Raw genomic sequence first — 18,620 nt, forward strand, 5'->3', positions numbered from 1 at the left:
GTCATGGCGATCAGTGAGCTGCCCAACTCCCGCACCGAGAGCGACGGTTCGGCCGTCCTCCGGGTCCTGAGCTACAACGTCCGCTCGATGCGCGACGACGAGGACGCCCTCGCCCGGGTGATCCGCGCGTGCGCCCCGGACCTCGTCTTCGTCCAGGAGGCCCCGCGCTTCTTCCGCTGGCGCAAACACGCCGCCCGGCTCGCCGCGAAGAGCGAGCTCGTCGTCCTGAGCGGCGGCGCGACCGCGGCCGGACCGCTTCTGCTGTGCTCCCTGCGGGCCACCGTGGAGCGGACCGAGGACGTCCTGCTGCCGCTCACCCCCGGTCTGCACCGGCGCGGCCTCGCGACCGCCGTGGTCCGCTTCGCGGGCGCCCGGCTCGGGCTCGTCAGCTGCCATCTGAGCCTGCGCGAGGACGAGCGGTACGCCCAGGCGGGGATGGTGCTCGACCGGGTCGCCGCACTGGGCGCCCCGCACGCGATCGTCGCCGGCGACCTGAACGAACGCCCCGGGGGCCCCGCCTTCACCCGGCTCACGAAGGAGCTCCAGGACGGCTGGGCGGTGAGCCCCTGGGGCGGCGAGCACACCTGGACCCCGGCCGACCCGTACCAGCGCATCGACGCGATCCTGGCGACCCCGGGCGTCGAGTTCCTCGGCTGCGGAGTCCCGACGGACCTCGACCCGCAGGACCTCAGGGCCGCCACCGACCACCTGCCGGTCCTGGCGGCGGTCCGGGTGCCGGCCTCATAGGAGGGCGCGGGCCGCGCCCCGCACGGCCCGCGCCCTCCACGGCCCCTTCCCTACACGACCGCCCCGCGGCCCGGGTCGTCGAAGCCGTCGTCATCGTCGTCGTCGTGCTTCATGCGGGTCACCAGCGTCGCGAAGCCGCCGAGGAAGCCGCCCACGCACAGCGTCGTCAGCCACCAGGTCATGTCCCACTGGAGCAGGACGGCGAGCAGCATCAGCACCGGTCCGCCGACGACCGCGAGCCAGGCGAACTTGGTCGTGGTGTCCGCCTCCGGCAGCGGGGGCGGCTCCGGCGGCACGAAGTGGCCCTCGTCGCCGCCCGCCGCCTCCTCCGGCTCGGCCGGCGAGTAGTCCCGGGGACCACCGCCCAGCACCCCGGGCGCGAACACGATCGAGCTGCCGAGCGCGGGCCGCGCGGAGCCCGCCTCCGGGTCCTCGTCCGGGTCCTCGTCCGCCTCGGGCTCCTCGGGCACCGGCTTGGGCCGCGGCTTCCAGGCCGTGCCCTTCACCGGCCGGATCTCCGGGGCGTCGTCCTCCCCGTCCTGCTCCTCCGGCTCGGGCAGCGACAGGTTCTCGACGGACCGGAACGGCTTCGTCCCCGGAGGGTCCGCGGGCTCCTCGCCGTACCCGGCGACGATCGCGGCCCAGGCCGCCTCCTCGTCGATGGGCTGCGGCTCCCGCCCGTCGCCGTCCTGCTGCTCAGCCACCGCTCCTGCTCCCCTTCCCGTCGACCAGATCCGGGGCGAGACGCTCGACGAAGGCCAGGCTCTCGTCGAAGATCCGCTCCGCGTCATGGTCCAACGTCGCCACGTGGTAGCTCTGTTCCAGCAGGATCTCCTTCACGTCCGTCGAGGAGATCCGGGAGAGGATCCGGGCCGAGTCGGCGGGCGGCACGACGTGGTCCTGCGGGCTGTGGAGCAGTACCACCGGCTGGGTGACCTGCGGGAGCTCGGCGTCCACCGTCCGGAAGAGCTGCCGCAGCGAGTGCGCGGCGTGCAGCGGCACCCGGTCGTAGCCGACCTCGGTCGAGCCCTCCTTGGCGATGTCGCTGGCGATGCCCTTCGTGGAGGGGACCAGGTGCCGGACGACGGGCAGCGCGTGCGCGGCGAGGCCGTGCACCTTGTTGCCCGGGTTGACGAGGACGATGCCCCGCACCGCGTCCCCGTGCCGGGCGGCGAGCCGCAGCGTCAGGGCGCCGCCCATGGAGAGGCCGAAGACGAAGACGGTCCGGCACCGCTCCAGCAGCTCGCCCAGGGCCCGGTCCACCTCCGCGTACCAGTCGTGCCAGGTGGTGAGCTGCATGTCCTGCCAGCGGGTGCCGTGGCCGGGCAGCAGCGGCACCGAGACCGACAGGCCGCGGTCGGCCAGGTACTCGGCCCACGGGCGCATCGACTGCGGGGAACCGGTGAATCCGTGACAGAGAAGGACGCCGACCTCTCCGCCCTCATGGCGGTACGGCTCGGCTCCGGGAAGGACCGGCACCGGGGTCTCCTGTTCGGTTGCGACTCCGGCGTCCTCGGGGTGCGCCGGAGCGACGGCAAATGGGGAAGGACCTTCACGGTACGCGACCGGACCGACACCGACCAGGGCCGTAGCGGGGGCCGTGCGCCGGTACGGGATAAAGTCGTGGCGACGGCACACGGAAGGCATGGCGAGTTGATCTACGGCGCAATGAAGTTCTCCCTCGGCGGGTCCCTGAAGCTCGCCTTCCGGCCCTGGGTGGAGGGTCTGGAGAACATCCCCGCCGAGGGCCCCGCGATCCTCGCGAGCAACCACCTGTCCTTCTCGGACTCCTTCTTCCTTCCCGCCGTGCTGGACCGGAAGGTCACCTTCATCGCCAAGGCCGAGTACTTCACCACCCCGGGGGTGAAGGGCAAGCTCACCGCCGCCTTCTTCAAGGGCGTCGGCCAGCTCCCGGTGGACCGTTCGGGCGCCCGCGGCGCGGGTGAGGCGGCCATCAAGGCCGGCATCGAGGTCATCGAGGGCGGCGGGCTCTTCGGGATCTACCCCGAGGGCACCCGCTCGCCCGACGGCCGCCTCTACCGGGGCAAGCCCGGCGGTCTGGCCCGGGTGGCCCTGGCCACCGGCGCGCCCGTGATCCCGGTCGCCATGATCGACACGGAGAAGATCCAGCCGCCCGGCAAGGTGCTCCCCAAGCTGATGCGTCCGGGGATCCGGATCGGCAAGCCGCTGGACTTCACCCGCTACCAGGGCATGGAGGGGGACCGCTTCATCCTCCGCTCGGTGACCGACGAGGTCATGTACGAGATCATGAAGCTGTCCGGCCAGGAGTACGTCGACATCTACGCGACCGCCGCCAAGCGGCAGATCGCGGACGCGGAGAAGGCGGCCAAGGCGGCCGTCAAGGCCGAGATCGCCGCTCGGGAAGAGTCCGGCGCGTAAGTCCCCCGCGAGGGGGTTTTCCGGGGGTGGGGGAGATGGCCAAGCGCGAGCGTGTCGTGCGCATGTCGGTCGAGCAGCCGCTGTGGCGGGCGCTGACCGGCTACCGCGTCCTGACGATGGTCTACGCCGTCCTGATCTTCGCCTTCGGCCGCGACCGGTACGAGCGGCCGTGGATCGCCGTCGTCTACCTGGCCGTGCTGTGCTGCTGGACCCTCGCCACCCTCCCGAAGGTGGCGAACGCGGCCGGCTGCACCAAGCGCTTCCTCGGCGCCGACCTCACGATCGCCCTCGTCGGCATCCTCCTCACCCCGCTCGCCGACGCGCACGCCCAGTCCGTCGACGGGCCCACCCTGCCGTCGATATGGACCGCCGGGTCCGTCCTCGCGTACGCGATCAAGGGCGGCTGGCGGTGGGCCGGTGTCGCCTCCTCGCTCGTCGCCGTCGCCAACATCATCGAGCGCGGGCATCCCGGCCGGGACACCTTCCACAACGTGCTCCTCGTCTGGGTCGCCTCCATCGCCATCGGGTACGTCGTCGAGGTCGCCCGCGCCTCCGAGCGCACCCTGGCCCGCGCCCTGGAGATCGAGGCCGCGACCCGGGAGCGGGAGCGGCTCGCCCGGGACATCCACGACAGCGTCCTCCAGGTCCTCGCGATGGTGCAGCGGCGGGGCACGGCGCTCGGCGGCGAGGCCGCCGAGCTCGGCCGGATGGCGGGGGAGCAGGAGGTGGCCCTGCGCACCCTCGTCGCGGGCGGGCTGACCCGGCCCAGCCTCGTCTCCGAGGACGAGTCCGAGGGCGCCTTCGTCCGGGTCGTCGAGGTGGAGGACGAGACCGACGGGGACACCCCCGTCGACCTCCGGGTGCTGCTCGCCCCGCGCGCCGGGGCCAGGGTCACCCTCTCCGAGCCCGGCGCCCCGGTGCTGCTCCCGCCGCCCGCGGCCCGTGAGCTGGCCACCGCCGTCGGTGCCGCCCTGGACAACGTCCGGGTGCACGCCGGTGAGGACGCGCACGCGTGGATCCTGATCGAGGACTGGCCGGACGAGGTGATCGTCACCGTCAGGGACGACGGCCCCGGCATCCCCGAGGGCCGTCTCGAACAGGCCTGGGGCGAGGGCCGGATGGGCGTCGCCCTGTCCATCCGGGGGAGACTGCGGGATCTGGGCGGTGAGGCCGAGCTGATCTCGGTCCCGGGGCAGGGCACGGAAGTCGAGTTGAAGGTCCCACGGGGGAAGGCAGGGAAGAAGTGAGCGAGCAGCCGATCAAGGTGATGGTCGTCGACGACCACCCGATGTGGCGGGACGCGGTCGCCCGCGACCTCGCCGAGGCGGGCTTCGACGTCGTCGCCACGGCGGGCGACGGCGAGCAGGCCGTCCGCCGCGCGGCCGCGGCCGGCCCCGACGTCCTCGTCCTGGACCTGAACCTGCCGGTCAAGCCCGGCGTCCAGGTCTGCAAGGAGCTCGTGGGCGGCCGCCCCGAGCTGCGGGTCCTCGTCCTGTCGGCGAGCGGCGAGCACGCCGACGTCCTGGAGGCGGTCAAGTCCGGCGCCACCGGCTACCTCCTCAAGTCGGCCAGTACGGCGGAGCTGATCGACGCGGTGCGGCGGACGGCCGCCGGAGACCCCGTCTTCACCCCCGGCCTGGCCGGCCTGGTCCTCGGCGAGTACCGCCGCCTCGCCTCCGAGCCCGCCCCGCCGGCCGGCACCGACGAGCCGAAGGCCCCGCAGCTGACCGACCGCGAGACCGAGGTCCTGCGGCTCGTCGCGAAGGGCCTGAGCTACAAGCAGATCGCCGAGCGCCTCGTCATCTCGCACCGCACGGTGCAGAACCACGTCCAGAACACCCTGGGCAAGCTCCAGCTGCACAACCGGGTCGAGCTCGTCCGGTACGCCATCGAGCGGGGACTCGACGACGCCTGAGGCGGCCGGGCGCCACGAGGGGCCGTATATTCGCGCGTATGCGGCTCATCGTGACGCCTGAGGGGAAAACCGTGGAAATCCTGGCATTCGGTGTGCAGGCGGATGAGAAGCCCCTCATCGAGAAGGCCTTCGAGGGTCACCACGACGTCCGCTGCCTGGGCGTCTTCCTCGGCGAGGACACCGCCCCCATCGCCGCCGGCTACGAGATCGTCTCCACCAGCGTCAACGCCGACCTGAACCACCGCGTCCTGCAGACCCTCGCCGCCGGCGGGACCCGGATGATCGCCCAGCGCTCCACCGGCTTCAACAACATCGACCTCGACGTCGCCGAGCGACTCGGCCTCACCGTCGCCCGGGTCTCCTCCTACTCGCCGTACTCCGTCGCCGAGTTCGCCTGGACCCTCGCCACGGCCGTCAACCGCCGGATCGTCCGCGCCTCCAACCGCACCCGCGACTTCGACTTCCGGCTCGACGGACTGATGGGCCGTGACCTGCGGGGCCGTACCGTCGGCGTCCTCGGCACCGGAAAGATCGGCGAGGCGTTCACCCGGATCGCCCACGGCTTCGGCATGCGCCTCCTCGGCTGGGACGTCGCCGAGAACCCCGCCTGCGTCGCCCTCGGCATGACGTACGTCGACAAGGAGCGGCTCTTCGCCGAAGCCGACCTGCTCAGCCTCCACGTGCCGCTCATGGAGGCGACCCACCACCTCGTCGACGCCACCGCCCTCAAGGCCATGAAGGACGACGCCATCCTGGTGAACTCCAGCCGCGGCGGGCTCATCGACACCGAGGCGCTCGTCACCGAGCTCCGCGCCGGCCGCTTCACCGGCGTCGGCCTCGACGTGTACGAGGCGGAGGCCGGGCTCTTCTTCCTCGACAAGTCCCTGGAGGCCGTCGAGGACGACACCCTGGCCCGCCTGGTCACCTTCCCGAACGTGGTGGTCACCTCCCACCAGGCGTACTACACGGCCGATGCCGTCGGCCAGATCATCGACACCACCGTCAGGAACGTCCTCGACTACACCGCCGGGCGGCGCAGCGAGAACGTCCTCGTGCCCAGGGCTTCCTAGACCAGCACGCCCGCGAGCAGGGAGGCCGTCAGGGCGGCCCCGTCCCTCGTGAGCACCGACTCCGGGTGGAACTGCACCCCCGCGAAGCCCGGTCCGCGCAGGGCGTGCACCTCACCGGTCTCCGCGTCCCGGCTCACCTCGATGCGGTGCAGCGCCAGCTCCGTCGCCGTCCGGTCGTCGCAGCGGGCGGTGAAGCTGTTGTAGAAGCCGACCGTCTGCTCCTGCCCGAAGAGGTCGATCCGCAGCTGCGCACCCTGGAACGGGGTCCGCTTGCGGACGATGTCCAGGCCCAGCTCGGCCGCGATCAGCTCGTGCCCGAGGCAGACGCCCAGGAGCCCGTGGCGGTGGTCCCGCACGAGCTCCGCCGTCAGACCGCGCAGGAACCGCATCTTCGGGTCGGCCGCGTCCGAGGGGTTCCCCGGGCCCGGGCCGAGGACGACCGGCCCCTCGTGGGCGAGCACCAGCTCCCGGAGCCCCGGCTCGTCGTAGCGGAGCACCGACACCTCAAGGCCCGAGGAGCGCAGGACGTGCGCCAGCATCGCCGTGAAGGTGTCCTCGGCGTCCACCACCAGCGCGTGCCCCGACAGCTCTGCCGAACGGACCTGCATCTTCAGCCAGAACGGCGCGAGGTCCGCGCGGCGCGCGTCCAGGGCGGCCCGCACCCGGGGGTCGTCGGCGAGCCGCGGCCCCACCGGGGACACCTCGCGCGGCCGGCCCTCCCGCACCCCGAGCGCCGTCAGCACACCCGCGGCCTTCGCGTGGGTCTCGGCGACCTCGCCCGCCGGGTCCGAGTGCCGCACCAGGGTCGCCCCGACCGGCACCCGGAGCGCTCCGTCGGCCGCGATGTCGGCGGTACGGATCAGGATGGGCGAGTCCAGGGTCTGCGCCCCGCTCGTGTCCGTGCCGAGCAGGGCGAGGGCTCCCGCGTAGTAGCCGCGCCCGCCGGTCTCGTGACGCTCGATCACCCGGCAGGCGTTCTGCACCGGAGAGCCGGTCACGGTCGCGGCGAACATCGTCTCCCGCAGCACCTCCCGCACGTCCAGCGAGGACCGGCCGCGCAGCTCGTACTCGGTGTGCGCGAGATGGGCCATCTCCTTCAGCCGCGGCCCGACCACCACCCCGCCCATGTCGCCGACCGTGCACATCATCTTCAGCTCCTCGTCCACCACCATGGACAGCTCCTCGGTCTCCTTGCGGTCGGCGAGGAAGCCGAGCAGGTCGTCGGCGGTCGGAGCGGCCCCGGCCGGGTAGCGGAACGTGCCGCTGATCGGGTTCATCACGACCGTGCCCCCGGACATCCGCACGTGCACCTCGGGGCTCGCGCCGACGAGCGTCCGGTCCCCGGTGTGCACGACGAACGTCCAGTACGCGCCCCGCTCGCCGGCGAGCAGCCGCCGGAACAGGGCGAGCGCGTCGGCGCGTCCGAAGCCCGGGATCCCGCCGGTGTAGGTGCGCCGGATGACGAAGTTGGCGCCCTCGCCGGAGCCGATCTCCTCGTCGACGACCCGGCGCACGGTCTCCGCGTAGGCCTCGTCCGAGACGTCGAACCCGCCGCCCTCCACCCGTACCTCATGGGCGGGCAGCGCGGCGAGGGCCTCGTCGAGCGGCAGCTCGTGGACCTCGTCGGCGACGAGCACGGAGAGCGGGGTGCCGTCGTCCCGCACGTCGAAGCCGCGCTCCCGGATCTGCCGGAACGGCACCAGGGCGAGCGTCGGCAGCGGGCCCACGGGCAGCTCCGCGAGCCGCTCGGCCTCGTGGACCCGGCCGATCAGGACCTCGACGGTGTCGCGGTCACGGCCGGGGGTGCGCCGGCGCAGCAGGGCGAAGGGAGGGCAGGAGTCGTCGAGGAGGCGGGAGAGGTCCATGGGGCGTGTCGTTCCTTCCGGGAGGAGTACGGAGAGGAGGAACGGCCCCGGGTACGAGAAAGGCCGCCCCTCGGGCGGCCTTCGCGTGTCTGTCGGTGTACGCGCGATCAGTGGGCCGCCGGATGAGCGGTCCACCACCAGTTCTGGATCTGCGAGGCGTACGACATGCGTGCACTGTAACGCAGCCGGCACGGGAACGGGGCCCGGTCCGCACCCTGGACGGTGCGGACCGGACCCCGGGGGCCGGACGGTCTCCCGATCAGAAGATCAGGTTGTAGATCTGCCAGCCCGGGCCGATCTGGGTGCGCGTGGCGTACGGGGCGGCGGCGCTGCCCGTGCCCTTGTACAGCCACAGCACGCCGGCGGCGTCGCGGGCGACGAAGTCGACCTTGCCGTCGCCGGTGAGGTCGCTCGGGCCGACGATGCTGTTGTAGATCTGCCAGCCGGTGCCGACCTTGGCGCGGGTGGCGTACGGGGCGGTGGCGCTGCCGGTGCCGTTGTACAGCCAGACCGTGCCGGCGGCGTCGCGGGCGATCAGGTCCGGCTTGCCGTCCCCGGTCAGGTCACCCGTGCTGACGAGCATGTTGTACGCCTGCCAGCCGGTGCCGATCTTCACGCGCGCGGTGAGCGGGGCCGTCGGGGTGCCGGTGCCCTTGTACAGCCACAGGACGCCGGACTTCTCGCGGGCGAGGACGTCCGCCTTGCCGTCGCCGGTCAGGTCACGGACGCCGACCACCTGGTCGTAGATCTGCCAGCCGGGCCCGACCTTCAGGCGGCCCTTGAACGGCGCCGAGGGGTTGCCGCTGCCCTGGTAGTACCAGAGCACACCGGAGGTGTCGCGGGCCACGGCGTCACCGGTGCCGTCGGCACGGAGGGCGGTCAGCGGGGTGACGACGTTGTAGATCTGCCAGCCGGGCCCGACCCGGTACCGGCTGAGGAGGGACGAGCTGCCGCTGCCCTGGTACTGCCAGAGGACACCGGAGGTGTCCCGGGCGATCAGGTTGTAGCGGTTGGTCGCGGAGACGGCCGCCTTGGTGTCGACCTCCTTGACGTCGCTCGCCTTCACCCACGCGATGCGGTGGTTGAAGCGGATCGGGACGAAGATGTTGGTCGTGCCCACCACCCGCGTGCCGTCGGTGTTGTAGGCGCTGTAGTAGTAGTCGCCCGGCACGGGGTCGCCGGCCTTCGCGTACAGCTGCCCGGCCGGGAGGCTGTACTTCGTCAGCGACGCGCTGTTGTTGCTCTGGACGGGGACGCCGGTGCCCGCGTAGGCGGCGTCCTCGGGGTAGGTGCGGCCGTAGATCGGGATCGAGGAGACACCGTCCTTGGCGGTGATCGCCTTCTTCACGCCCACGGGAGCCGTGTACTGGCCGCCGGGGTTGTGGAACCAGGCCTTCTTGCCGCCGTACCAGACGGCCGTCCAGTCGGTCCGCGACTCGGCGACGACGTGGGTGCTGCCCGCCGTGACCTTGTTCGTCCAGTTGGCGCCCTCCTGCCAGTTCGCCTGGACGTACGGGTCGCTCAGCGCCTTCGTCTGGTCGGCCACCGGCTCCGAGTAGAGGTAGCCGAAGTTCACCGGCAGCGGGACCGTCGTCTTGGTGACGCCCTGGTCCGTGTACTTCATCGACTGCTGGTTGGCCGAGGTGAACGGCGGGACGATCCGGACGAGCTGTCCGGCCTGGAGCGGGCCGCCCGCGCCGCCGGCACCGGTGGGTGCGCCCACCAGGGTCATGAAGTGGTTCCAGTCCCAGAACGGGCCCGGGTCCCAGTGGTCCTGCCTCGTGCCGTCCAGGATGCTCGGCACGTCGTCGTGGCCGATGATGTGCTCGCGGTCCAGCGGGAGGGAGAACTTCGCGGCCAGGTACTTCACGAGCGCGGCGGAGGACTCGTACTCCGGCTCGGTGTACCAGCCGGCGTCGCCCTTGATGGCGTAGCCCTCGTGCTCGATGCCGATCGAGTGCATGTTGAGGGTCTTGTTGCCGGCGTGGTACGCCTCGTTCTTGGTCTCCACCATCTGCGTCACGCGGCCGTCGGCGCGGACGATGTAGTGGGCGCTCGCGTAGCTCAGGGGGTTCTGGAAGACCGCCACCGCGCCGTCGTGCGAGCCCTCGATGTCGTGGATGACGATCTGGCGCACGTCGAAGCCGTTCGCGGGACGGCTCGCGATGTTGTAGTTGCCGTCGTTCTGCGAGTAGGCAGCCGGGATGAAGGTGCAGACGGGAGCGGTCGCTCCGGTCGGGCACTCGACCGCCGGGGTCGCGCTCGTCGCGGCCTGGCTCGCGGCCAGCGGGACGTTCGACGGCTTGACCGGCTCCACCGAGGGGTCGGCGGGCAGGACGACCTGCTCGCCGTCGGCGGTGACCTCCTGCTCGCCCGTCCTGATGGAGTCGAAGACGCGCTTGGCGAAGAGGTCGGCGCCCTTGCGGTCCGGGGACTGGCTGTAGCGCGCGACGGCCGGGTACCAGGCGCCCGGGTCGTCGGACAGCTCCGCGCCGGCCTGCTTCTGGTACTCGGCGAGCAGGGCCGCGCCGGCCCGGATCGATGCCTCGCTGTCCTTCTGGACGGCGTCGGTCGAGCCGTCGATCAGCTCGGCGGCCTTGTCCAGGGTGTGCAGCGTGGGGCTGGAGGTGTCGACCTTCTTCTCGGGGAGAGAGGCCAGCGCCTTCTTCTTGTCGAACTTCTTCTCGATGCGGGGGTCGCCGCTGCGGTTCATCAGGTCGAGCAGCTGCTCGTCCGTGTCCTGCTCGACGTCCTCCGGGTCGACCTTGGTCAGGCCCATGACGTTGTACGCGCCCGTGGTGCTGGGCTGCCCGTCGTGCGACTCCCACCGCGTCTGCCGGTACGACACCGCCATCAGCACGCTCTGCGGTACGTCGAACTCGCGCGCCGCGTTTGCGAACTGCGTCTGGAGGGAAGGGTCACCCCCGGGCTTGCTGTCGCCCGCCGCGCCGAGGAGGCCCGGCGAGGCGATCGCGATGGTGCTGATGGTGGCGGTGGCGACGACAGCCGCCGCCGCGCCGTACAAGAGTCGTTTCTTCTTACGATCCCTGCGGTGCCTCTGGGTCACGCCCACCCCTGTGAGTTCGACTTTGCTCTTGTTAAACGGGCCAGAGGGTAACACCACTCGATAGCGTGAAGATCGACGGGGGACATTTCGGGCGCGCGTCTCAGCCACTGGGCAGAGGGACAGGACCGGACGAAGAACCCCGTAATGTTGTGCATGTGACCGTGAACGCTGATTCCCACGCCGTCGCCAAGGCGACCTGGCGAGACCTGCCCGCGGCGCAGCAGCCCGAGTACCCCGATGCCGAGGCTCTGCGCGATGTGATCGCGGACCTCGAGTCGTATCCTCCGCTCGTCTTCGCCGGCGAGTGCGACCAGCTGCGCGCCCGGATGGGAGCCGTCGCCCGTGGCGAGGCGTTCCTGCTCCAGGGCGGCGACTGCGCCGAGGCCTTCGACGCCGTGTCCGCCGACCACATCAGGGCCAAGCTCAAGACGCTGCTCCAGATGAGCGCCGTCCTCACCTACGCGGCCTCCGTGCCCGTCGTGAAGGTCGGCCGCATCGCCGGCCAGTACTCGAAGCCCCGCTCCAAGGGCACCGAGACCCGCGACGGCGTGACCCTGCCGACCTACCGCGGCGACTCGGTCAACGGCTTCGACTTCAACGAGAAGGCCCGCATCCCGGACCCCGAGCGGCTGAAGCGGATGTACAACGCCTCCGCCTCCACGCTCAACCTGGTCCGCGCCTTCACCACCGGTGGCTACGCCGACCTGCGCCAGGTGCACGCCTGGAACCAGGACTTCGTGAAGTCGTCCCCCTCGGGCCAGCGCTACGAGGCGCTCGCCCGCGAGATCGACAACGCCCTGAACTTCATGAAGGCCTGCGGCACCGACCCGGCCGAGTTCAAGGCCGTCGAGTTCTATGCCTCCCACGAGGCGCTGCTGCTCGACTACGAGGGCGCCCTGACGCGTACGGACTCGCGCACCGGCAAGCTGTACGACACCTCCGGCCACATGGTCTGGATCGGTGAGCGCACCCGCCAGCTCGACCACGCCCACATCGAGTTCTGCTCGCAGATCGCGAACCCGATCGGCATCAAGCTGGGCCCGACCACCACGGTCGACGAGGCGCTCACCTACGTCGACCGCCTCGACCCGGACCGCGAGCCGGGCCGGCTGACCTTCATCGTCCGCATGGGCGCCGACAAGGTCCGCGACAAGCTCCCCGAGCTGGTCGAGAAGGTCACCGCCTCCGGTGCCGTCGTCGCCTGGGTCACCGACCCGATGCACGGCAACACCTTCGAGGCCGCCTCCGGACACAAGACCCGCCGCTTCGACGACGTGCTCGACGAGGTCAAGGGCTTCTTCGAGGTCCACAAGGAGCTGGGCACCCACCCGGGCGGCATCCACGTCGAGCTCACCGGTGACGACGTCACCGAGTGCGTGGGCGGCGGCGACGAGATCTTCGTCGACGACCTGCACCAGCGCTACGAGACGGCCTGCGACCCGCGGCTCAACCGCAGCCAGTCGCTCGACCTGGCGTTCCTGGTGGCGGAGATGTACCGCGATCAGTAAGTAGGTTCCTACGGAGATGGGGCACGGATCGCTGTGATCCGTGCCCCATCGTCGTATCCGGGGCTTTTGGGGCTCCGGGCTGCCGGGTAAGGTTAGGTTAGCCTTATGGATCCCGGCAGGAGGTGAACCGCGTGTACGTCTGCTCATGCTTCGGTGTCACGGAGAAGCAGGTCAAGGAGCACGCGGACGCGGGTGCGTGCACGCCCCGCCAGATAGCCTCCGCCTGTAAGGCCGGCACGGACTGCGGTTCCTGCGTCCGTCGCATTCAGGCCATTCTCGGGCGTGGCAACTGCCCGCGACGCGAGCTCGTGGACCAGGGCATGCCCGCCCTGACGACGGAGACGGTCGCGGAACTGCGGGAAGCCGCCTGACCCCTCCGGGCGCGCCCTAGCTGGGCTGCTCGATCAGCGTCGAGATGTACAGCGCCTCGCCCAGGGACTCGATCAGCTCCAGCTGGGTGTCCAGGTAGTCGATGTGGTGCTCCTCGTCCGCGAGGATCTCCTCGAAGAGGTTGGCGGACGTGATGTCCCCCTTGGCGCGCATGACCTCGATCCCGCGCTTCAGGCGGTCGATCGCCTCCACCTCGACCTGGCGGTCCGCCTGGAACATCTCGGTGAGCGTCTGGCCGACCCGCACGTGGAAGAGCCGCTGGTAGTTGGGCAGGCCGTCGAGCATGAGGATGCGCTCGGTCAGCTTGTCCGCGTGCTTCATCTCGTCGATGGACTCTTCGCGGGTGTACTTGGCGAGCTTCGTCCACCCCTTGTTGTCCTGGATGCGGTAATGCAGCCAGTACTGGTTGATGGCCGTCAGCTCACCGGTCAGCTGCTCGTTGAGGAACTCGAGGACCTCGGGGTCGCCCTGCATCGCTTCAGGATCCTTCCACGGTGTGTGTCCGCGCCGTCACTAGGCGGTATGGCCGCATCCTCGCACCCCGAATGGGGGGCGTCCAGTAAGTGCAGGCTTAGTGGGAGTTGCCCGAATCGAGCCGCCCGGGTGGTCGCCTGGTCATGACCACCCCTCGCCGTCTGTCACCATGGATGGCATGGGTCAGCCGGAGAGCGGAGTACACCGGGAAGCGGGTCAGCCGGATCGTTCGCCGGACCTTCCGCCGGATCTGCCGCCGGGACAGCGGCTCCAGCGCGGCTGGCCGGTCACCCATTACGGGCCCGTCCCCAAGTTCAAGCCCGACCGCTGGGAGTTCCGCGTCTTCGGGGCGACGGCCGACGGCGACAAGCGGTGCTGGAACCACGAGGAGTTCTCGGCCCTCCCGTTCTCCACGGTCGTGGCCGATCTGCACTGCGTCACGAAGTTCAGCATGCTCGGGGCCGAATGGGGTGGTGTCCCCGCCCGCACGGTCCTGGAGCTCGCTCCGCCCGCGCCCCAGGTGACCCATGTGATGGTCTGGGCCGAGTACGGCTACAGCGCCAACATGCGGCTCGACGACTTCGCCTCGGACCGCACGATCTTCGCCACCCACAAGGACGGGGAGCTTCTCACGGCCGAGCACGGCTTCCCGCTGCGGCTCGTCGTCCCGCACCTGTACGCCTGGAAGGGGCCCAAGTGGGTCCGGGGCGTGGAGTACATGGCGGCCGACCGCCGGGGCTTCTGGGAGGAGCGCGGCTACCACAACCTCGGTGACCCGTGGTCGGAGCAGCGCTACTCGTACCAGGAGGAGCCGGGAGACGGCCCGGAGCTGTAGGGCTCCTGACCGCCTCCTCGGCCCGACCGGTCAGTGGTGGTACTGGTGGACCACCGCGTGGCCCTTGCCGCGGCCGATCATCCACTTGTTGACCGGGGTGGTCAGTACGAACGCGACGCCCAGCGAGATGGCCAGCACGATCCAGAAGAGCGGGTCGTCGAGGTGCGCGTCCATGGCGCCGGGCCACAGGGCGATGACGCCGTTGTCGATCAGCTCCATGACCGCGATGGACAGGGTGTCGGCGGCGAGGGCGACCTTGAAGGCCGTCGTGAAGTCGACGCCGGCGGACAGGATGCCGCGCAGGGTCAGCGCGTAGCCGAAGAAGAAGGCCAGGACGATCGCGAGGATCATCGTCGGCACGTTGCCCCAGCCGAGCGCGGTGCCGATGATCATGCCGAGGACCTCGCCGATGGCGCAGCCGGTGAGGCAGTGCAGCGTGGCCTTGGCGGCCATGGACCAGGAGACCGCACCGGGGGCGTGGTGGTGCCCGGCGTGGCCCTCGTGACCGGTGTGGTCCTCGTGGTGCTCGTGGTGTTCGTGGTGCGCGTGTGCGTCGTGCTGCATGGGAGTGCCCCCAACCCCGAATGACCGTTCTTGTCGTCGACAGGAACGGTATACCCCCCTAGGGTATTCCTCAAGCGGAGATGATCACCCTCGGCGCTCGCGGAGCTTCTTCAGGAGCTCGATGTCGGCGACGTGCCCCTCCTTGCCGCCCGGGGTCTCGATGATCAGCGGAACGTTCTCGGTGGCGGGGTGTCGCAGCAGCGCCGCGAACGCGTCCTCGCCGATGTGACCTGCTCCGATGTTCGCGTGCCGGTCCTTGTGGGCGCCGACGACGTCCTTGGAGTCGTTGGCGTGGATCAGCTTCAGCCGCCCCTCGCCGACCGTCTCCACCAGCAGGTCCAGGGTCTGCGCCGCCCCGTGCGGGCCCGCCAGGTCGTGACCGGCCGCGAAGATGTGGCAGGTGTCGAGGCAGACGCCGAGCTTCGGGTGCCGGTCGAGGGCGTCGAAGTACGGGCCGAAGTCCCAGGTCCGCGAGCAGAGCGAGAAGCCCTGGCCCGCCGTCGACTCCAGGAGCAGATACGGATCGTCCTCGTGCGTCAGCTCGTCGAGGAGCGGCAGCATCCGCTCCCGCACCTGAGCCAGGGCCGTCTCGCGCGGCCGGCCACCGGTCGCCGAGCCGGTGTGCACCACCACGCCCTTCGCGCCGATCTCCCGGCCCCGGCGCAGCGAGTGCCGCAGCGACTCCACCGACTTCTCCACGGTGGCCTCGGTGTGCGAGCCGAAGTTGATCAGATACGGGGCGTGTACCCAGGCCGAGATCGACGCGGCCTCGCACTCGGCCCGGAACCGCTCGTCCTGGACCGGGTTGCCGGCCGGGGTCGCCCAGCCGCGCGGATTGGCGACGAAGACCTGCACGGTCTCGGCGCCCAGCTCGCGGGCGTAGCCGAGGCCGGTCGTGGCGAGGCCACCGGCCACGGGGACATGGCCGCCGACGGGGTTGCGCATGAGTCTCTAGAGTCCCTTGATCGTGATGGTGATGGTGGAGCCCTCGGGCGCGGTCCCGCCGCCCTCCACGGACTGGCTCGCGACCGTGTCGCCGAGGTACGGGAAGGACTTCTTGACCTCCACCTCGAAGCCCGCGTCCTCCAGGGCCGTCCGGGCGTCCGCGGACGACTCGCCCGTCACGTCGGGGACCTCGACCTGCTTCGGGCCCTTGGAGACCGTGAGGGTGATGGCGTCGCCCTCGGCGGCCCGGCTGCCCCCGGCGAGGGACTGGGCCGCGACGGTGCCGGCCTCCTCCGGGGAGTTGATCCGCTCCGGGGCGACCTTGACCGTGAGTCCCTCCTCCTGGAGGAGGGCCGTGGCGTCGGCGACGGTCTCGCCGCTGACGTCGGGGACGTCGACGGGCGAGCCCTTGCTGACCACGAGGGCGACGGCGGAGTCGGGGCTGCGCTCGGTGCCGGGCTCGGGGTCGGTGCTGATCACGGCGCCCTGCGCGACGGTGTCGCTGAAGGCGTAGGTGATCACCCCGGGCGACAGGCCCTCCTGTCCCAGGGTGCGCCTGGCCTCCGCGAGCGGCTTGTTCCTGAGGTTCGGCACCTTCACGATCTCCGGGCCGCGGGAGAGGGTGAGGGTGACCGGGCCGTCGCCCCGGACGCGCTCGCCGGGGGCCGGGTCGACGGCCATGACCGTGCCGCGCTCGTAGACGTCGCTGAAGGCCCGCCGCGTGGTGCCGACGTCGAGGCCGGCGTCGCCGAGGCGCTGCGTCGCCGCGGCCTCGGTCTGGCCGAGGACGGCGGGGACGCGGGTGAACTGGCCGGAGTTGATGTACCAGACGCCGGCGCCCAGGCCGAGGGCGAGGAGGACGGCGGCGACGACGAGCAGCGGACCGCGCGGCGGAAGCCTGCGGGCGGCGGCGGGCGCCTCCGGGGCGGGCAGCCGGTTGGTGTGCTCGGCGGCCGGCGGGGCGGGACGGGCGATCACGCTCGTCCGGTCCTCGGCGGTGTCCCGCGCCTCGGACCGCGCCAGCGGGGGCGCCGCGTCCAGCTGCTCGTCGCCGAGCCCGGCGCGGGCCTCGCGGAGCAGGGCGAGCAGGGCGACCGCGTCGTCGGGGCGGAGCTCGGGCCTGCGGGCCGTGGCCGCCGCGACCAGGTCGTCGAGACCCGGGGCGAGCCCGGGGACGGCGGCCGAGGGGGCGGGCACGTCGGTGTTCAGGTGCTGGTAGAGGACCTGGGCGGGGGTGTCGCCGGAGTGCGGTTTGCCGCCGGTCAGCATCTCGTAGAGGACGACACCGCAGGCGTACACGTCGGCGCGGGTGTCGGCGGTGCCGTGCTCGATCTGCTCCGGCGCCAGGTACGAGACCGTGCCGAGGACCGCGCCGGTGGTGGCGGTCGCCGAGCCCACGGCCCGTACGAGACCGAAGTCCGCGACCTTCACCCGGCCGTCGTCCCCTATCAGGACGTTCTCCGGCTTCATGTCCCGGTGCACGAACCCGGCCCGGTGCGCGGCGCCGAGCGCGGCGAGCACCGGCTCCAGGATGTCGAGCGCGGCACGGGGCGAGAGGGCGCCGCGCTCGCGCAGCACGTCACGGAGCGTGCAGCCGGCGACGTACTCCATCGCCAGGTAGACGTACGCGCCCTCGGCGCCCTGGTCGAAGACGCCCACGACGTTGGGGTGCGCGAGCCGCGCGACGGACTTCGCCTCGCGGATGAACCGCTCGACGAAGGCGGCGTCGGTGGCGAGGTCCGGGTGCATCACCTTGAGCGCGAGGACGCGGTCGAGGCGGGTGTCGACGGCCCGGTAGACCGTGGCCATCCCGCCGACGGCGATGCGCGCGTCGACGCGGTAGCGGCCGTCGAGCAGCCGCCCGACGAGGGGGTCCTGAAGGGTCGTGTCCACGGCGACGAGTCTACGAGGGCGGCGCGGGACCCTCGCGCGCTCGGCCCCGACTGCAGCCCACCTGTGACGAGCCTCGCCGTCGTGGGCGGTGCCCCCCCCGTGTGGGCAGGCGTCCCGTTCCGCGGGCGCCCGCCCACGACGGGGCGGGGTCAGAAGGCCGGGCGTTCCGGGTCCAGGTGGGCGTGGCCCGTCGTCGGGGACGACGCTTCGGCGAAGTGCCGGCGCGGGATCCGGCCCGCCCGGTGCGCCAGCCGCCCCGCCTCCACCGCGTGCCGCATCGCCGAGGCCATCAGCACCGGCTCCTGCGCCCGGGTCACCGCCGAGGCCAGCATCACCGCCGCGCACCCCAGCTCCATCGCGAGCGCCGCGTCCGAGGCGGTTCCCGCGCCGGCGTCGAGGATCACGGGGACGCCGGCGCGTTCCACGATGAGCTGGAAGTTGTGCGGGTTGCGGATGCCGAGCCCGGAGCCGATGGGGGAGCCGAGCGGCATGATCGCCGCGCAGCCCACGTCCTCCAGCTTCCGGGCGAGGACCGGGTCGTCGTTGGTGTAGGGGAGGACGGTGAAGCCGTCGTCGACGAGGGTCTCGGCGGCGGCGAGCAGCTCCTCGCCGTCCGGGAGGAGGGTCCGCTCGTCGGCGACGACCTCCAGCTTGACCCAGGACGTGCCGAGCGCCTCCCTGGCCAGCCGCGCCGTGAGCACGGCCTCGCCCGCCGTGTAGCAGCCCGCCGTGTTCGGCAGGACCCGGATGCCGAGGCGTTCCAGGACGGAGAGGACCGAGCCCTGGACGGTCGGGTCCAGGCGCCGCATGGCGACCGTGGTCAGCTCCGTACCGCTGGCGAGGAGGGAGCGTTCCAGGACGTCGAGGCTGGGGGCGCCGCCGGTGCCCATGATGAGGCGGGAGGAGAGCTCCGTGCCGCCGAGGGTGAAGACGTCGTCGGACATCGC

The 18,620-nt window shown here is 71.6% G+C and carries 18 protein-coding genes; 8 read left to right on the forward strand and 10 right to left on the reverse strand.

What is annotated here, in order from left to right:
* The first annotated feature begins 3 nt into the window (after positions 1-3).
* Positions 4-747, forward strand: a complete 744-nt coding sequence (locus ABTY59_RS12905) for an endonuclease/exonuclease/phosphatase family protein (RefSeq protein ID WP_352018963.1) — start codon at positions 4-6, stop codon at positions 745-747.
* A 50-nt stretch (positions 748-797) separates the two neighbouring features.
* Here the strand turns inward: ABTY59_RS12905 and ABTY59_RS12910 are convergent, their stop codons facing one another.
* Positions 798-1,451, reverse strand: coding sequence for a hypothetical protein (locus ABTY59_RS12910; RefSeq protein ID WP_352018964.1), 654 nt, complete (start codon positions 1,449-1,451; stop codon positions 798-800).
* Positions 1,444-2,226 carry an alpha/beta hydrolase gene (locus ABTY59_RS12915; RefSeq protein ID WP_352018965.1) on the reverse strand — a complete coding sequence of 261 codons (783 nt, stop codon included), beginning with the start codon at positions 2,224-2,226 and terminating at the stop codon, positions 1,444-1,446. The genes ABTY59_RS12910 and ABTY59_RS12915 overlap by 8 nt, the downstream gene beginning before the upstream one ends.
* A gap of 174 nt (positions 2,227-2,400) precedes the next feature.
* Between ABTY59_RS12915 and ABTY59_RS12920 the strand changes: the two genes are divergently transcribed.
* The 4 genes from ABTY59_RS12920 (at position 2,401) to ABTY59_RS12935 (ending at position 6,132) form a co-directional block, all read left to right on the forward strand.
* On the forward strand, positions 2,401-3,147 hold the full coding sequence (locus tag ABTY59_RS12920; protein WP_352018966.1) for a lysophospholipid acyltransferase family protein: 747 nt from the start codon (positions 2,401-2,403) through the stop codon (positions 3,145-3,147).
* Between the two features lie 35 nt (positions 3,148-3,182).
* Complete coding sequence (gene macS / locus ABTY59_RS12925; RefSeq protein ID WP_352018967.1) at positions 3,183-4,394, forward strand: MacS family sensor histidine kinase; 1,212 nt, start codon at positions 3,183-3,185, stop codon at positions 4,392-4,394.
* Between the two features lie 20 nt (positions 4,395-4,414).
* Positions 4,415-5,062 carry a response regulator gene (locus ABTY59_RS12930; RefSeq protein WP_352019210.1) on the forward strand — a complete coding sequence of 216 codons (648 nt, stop codon included), beginning with the start codon at positions 4,415-4,417 and terminating at the stop codon, positions 5,060-5,062.
* A 71-nt stretch (positions 5,063-5,133) separates the two neighbouring features.
* Positions 5,134-6,132, forward strand: coding sequence for a 2-hydroxyacid dehydrogenase (locus tag ABTY59_RS12935; protein ID WP_352018968.1), 999 nt, complete (start codon positions 5,134-5,136; stop codon positions 6,130-6,132).
* Here the strand turns inward: ABTY59_RS12935 and ABTY59_RS12940 are convergent.
* The 3 genes from ABTY59_RS12940 to ABTY59_RS12950 all read right to left on the reverse strand — a co-directional run bounded on the left by ABTY59_RS12940 (position 6,129) and on the right by ABTY59_RS12950 (position 11,064).
* A complete protein-coding gene (locus ABTY59_RS12940; RefSeq protein WP_352018969.1) occupies positions 6,129-7,997 on the reverse strand; it encodes an anthranilate synthase family protein in 1,869 nt (622 codons plus the stop codon). The genes ABTY59_RS12935 and ABTY59_RS12940 overlap by 4 nt on opposite strands.
* A gap of 107 nt (positions 7,998-8,104) precedes the next feature.
* A complete protein-coding gene (locus ABTY59_RS12945; protein WP_352019211.1) occupies positions 8,105-8,164 on the reverse strand; it encodes a trp operon leader peptide in 60 nt (19 codons plus the stop codon).
* A 92-nt stretch (positions 8,165-8,256) separates the two neighbouring features.
* Positions 8,257-11,064 (reverse strand): N-acetylmuramoyl-L-alanine amidase, encoded by a 2,808-nt coding sequence (locus ABTY59_RS12950; protein WP_352018970.1) that lies wholly within the window; start codon positions 11,062-11,064, stop codon positions 8,257-8,259.
* A 155-nt stretch (positions 11,065-11,219) separates the two neighbouring features.
* On the opposite strand from ABTY59_RS12950, the gene ABTY59_RS12955 reads away from it, so the two are divergent.
* Together ABTY59_RS12955 and ABTY59_RS12960 are read left to right on the forward strand one after the other, a co-directional pair.
* Positions 11,220-12,572: a class II 3-deoxy-7-phosphoheptulonate synthase gene (locus ABTY59_RS12955; RefSeq protein WP_403540243.1), complete on the forward strand. Its 1,353-nt coding sequence runs from the start codon at positions 11,220-11,222 to the stop codon at positions 12,570-12,572.
* 122 nt (positions 12,573-12,694) lie between these two features.
* Positions 12,695-12,943: a (2Fe-2S)-binding protein gene (locus tag ABTY59_RS12960; RefSeq protein ID WP_352018972.1), complete on the forward strand. Its 249-nt coding sequence runs from the start codon at positions 12,695-12,697 to the stop codon at positions 12,941-12,943.
* A gap of 16 nt (positions 12,944-12,959) precedes the next feature.
* Here ABTY59_RS12960 and bfr read toward each other — a convergent pair whose 3' ends face one another.
* Positions 12,960-13,436: a bacterioferritin gene (bfr, locus tag ABTY59_RS12965; RefSeq protein WP_030314454.1), complete on the reverse strand. Its 477-nt coding sequence runs from the start codon at positions 13,434-13,436 to the stop codon at positions 12,960-12,962.
* 178 nt (positions 13,437-13,614) lie between these two features.
* On the opposite strand from bfr, the gene ABTY59_RS12970 reads away from it, so the two are divergent.
* Entirely contained in the window at positions 13,615-14,271 is a 657-nt protein-coding gene (locus ABTY59_RS12970; RefSeq protein WP_352018973.1) for a sulfite oxidase-like oxidoreductase, read from the forward strand.
* A 30-nt stretch (positions 14,272-14,301) separates the two neighbouring features.
* On the opposite strand, the gene ABTY59_RS12975 is transcribed toward ABTY59_RS12970, so the two are convergent.
* The 4 genes from ABTY59_RS12975 to ABTY59_RS12990 form a co-directional block, all read right to left on the reverse strand.
* The gene (locus ABTY59_RS12975) at positions 14,302-14,835 is read right to left on the reverse strand and encodes a DUF4396 domain-containing protein (RefSeq protein WP_352018974.1); all 534 of its coding nucleotides are present in this window, start codon (positions 14,833-14,835) and stop codon (positions 14,302-14,304) included.
* Between the two features lie 84 nt (positions 14,836-14,919).
* Positions 14,920-15,780 (reverse strand): deoxyribonuclease IV, encoded by an 861-nt coding sequence (locus tag ABTY59_RS12980; protein ID WP_352018975.1) that lies wholly within the window; start codon positions 15,778-15,780, stop codon positions 14,920-14,922.
* A 6-nt stretch (positions 15,781-15,786) separates the two neighbouring features.
* Positions 15,787-17,673, reverse strand: a complete 1,887-nt coding sequence (gene pknB, locus ABTY59_RS12985) for a Stk1 family PASTA domain-containing Ser/Thr kinase (protein WP_352018976.1) — start codon at positions 17,671-17,673, stop codon at positions 15,787-15,789.
* Positions 17,674-17,822: 149 nt separating this feature from the next.
* The gene (locus ABTY59_RS12990) at positions 17,823-18,617 is read right to left on the reverse strand and encodes a thiazole synthase (RefSeq protein WP_352018977.1); all 795 of its coding nucleotides are present in this window, start codon (positions 18,615-18,617) and stop codon (positions 17,823-17,825) included.
* Positions 18,618-18,620: the final 3 nt, after the last annotated feature.

Origin of the sequence: Streptomyces sp. NPDC096079 (genome assembly GCF_040303145.1) — a bacterium.
GTDB lineage: Bacteria > Actinomycetota > Actinomycetes > Streptomycetales > Streptomycetaceae > Streptomyces.

Excerpts from the sequence above, each read along its gene's own strand:
- ABTY59_RS12970 (WP_352018973.1), top strand. The coding sequence starts at position 13,615 with ATGGGTCAGCCGGAGAGCGGAGTACACCGGGAAGCGGGTCAGCCGGAT.
- ABTY59_RS12930 (WP_352019210.1), top strand. The coding sequence starts at position 4,415 with ATGGTCGTCGACGACCACCCGATGTGGCGGGACGCGGTCGCCCGCGAC.
- ABTY59_RS12940 (WP_352018969.1), bottom strand. The coding sequence starts at position 7,997 with ATGGACCTCTCCCGCCTCCTCGACGACTCCTGCCCTCCCTTCGCCCTG.
- ABTY59_RS12990 (WP_352018977.1), bottom strand. The coding sequence starts at position 18,617 with ATGTCCGACGACGTCTTCACCCTCGGCGGCACGGAGCTCTCCTCCCGC.
- ABTY59_RS12980 (WP_352018975.1), bottom strand. The coding sequence starts at position 15,780 with ATGCGCAACCCCGTCGGCGGCCATGTCCCCGTGGCCGGTGGCCTCGCC.
- bfr (WP_030314454.1), bottom strand. The coding sequence starts at position 13,436 with ATGCAGGGCGACCCCGAGGTCCTCGAGTTCCTCAACGAGCAGCTGACC.
- ABTY59_RS12975 (WP_352018974.1), bottom strand. The coding sequence starts at position 14,835 with ATGCAGCACGACGCACACGCGCACCACGAACACCACGAGCACCACGAG.
- ABTY59_RS12905 (WP_352018963.1), top strand. The coding sequence starts at position 4 with ATGGCGATCAGTGAGCTGCCCAACTCCCGCACCGAGAGCGACGGTTCG.
- macS (WP_352018967.1), top strand. The coding sequence starts at position 3,183 with ATGGCCAAGCGCGAGCGTGTCGTGCGCATGTCGGTCGAGCAGCCGCTG.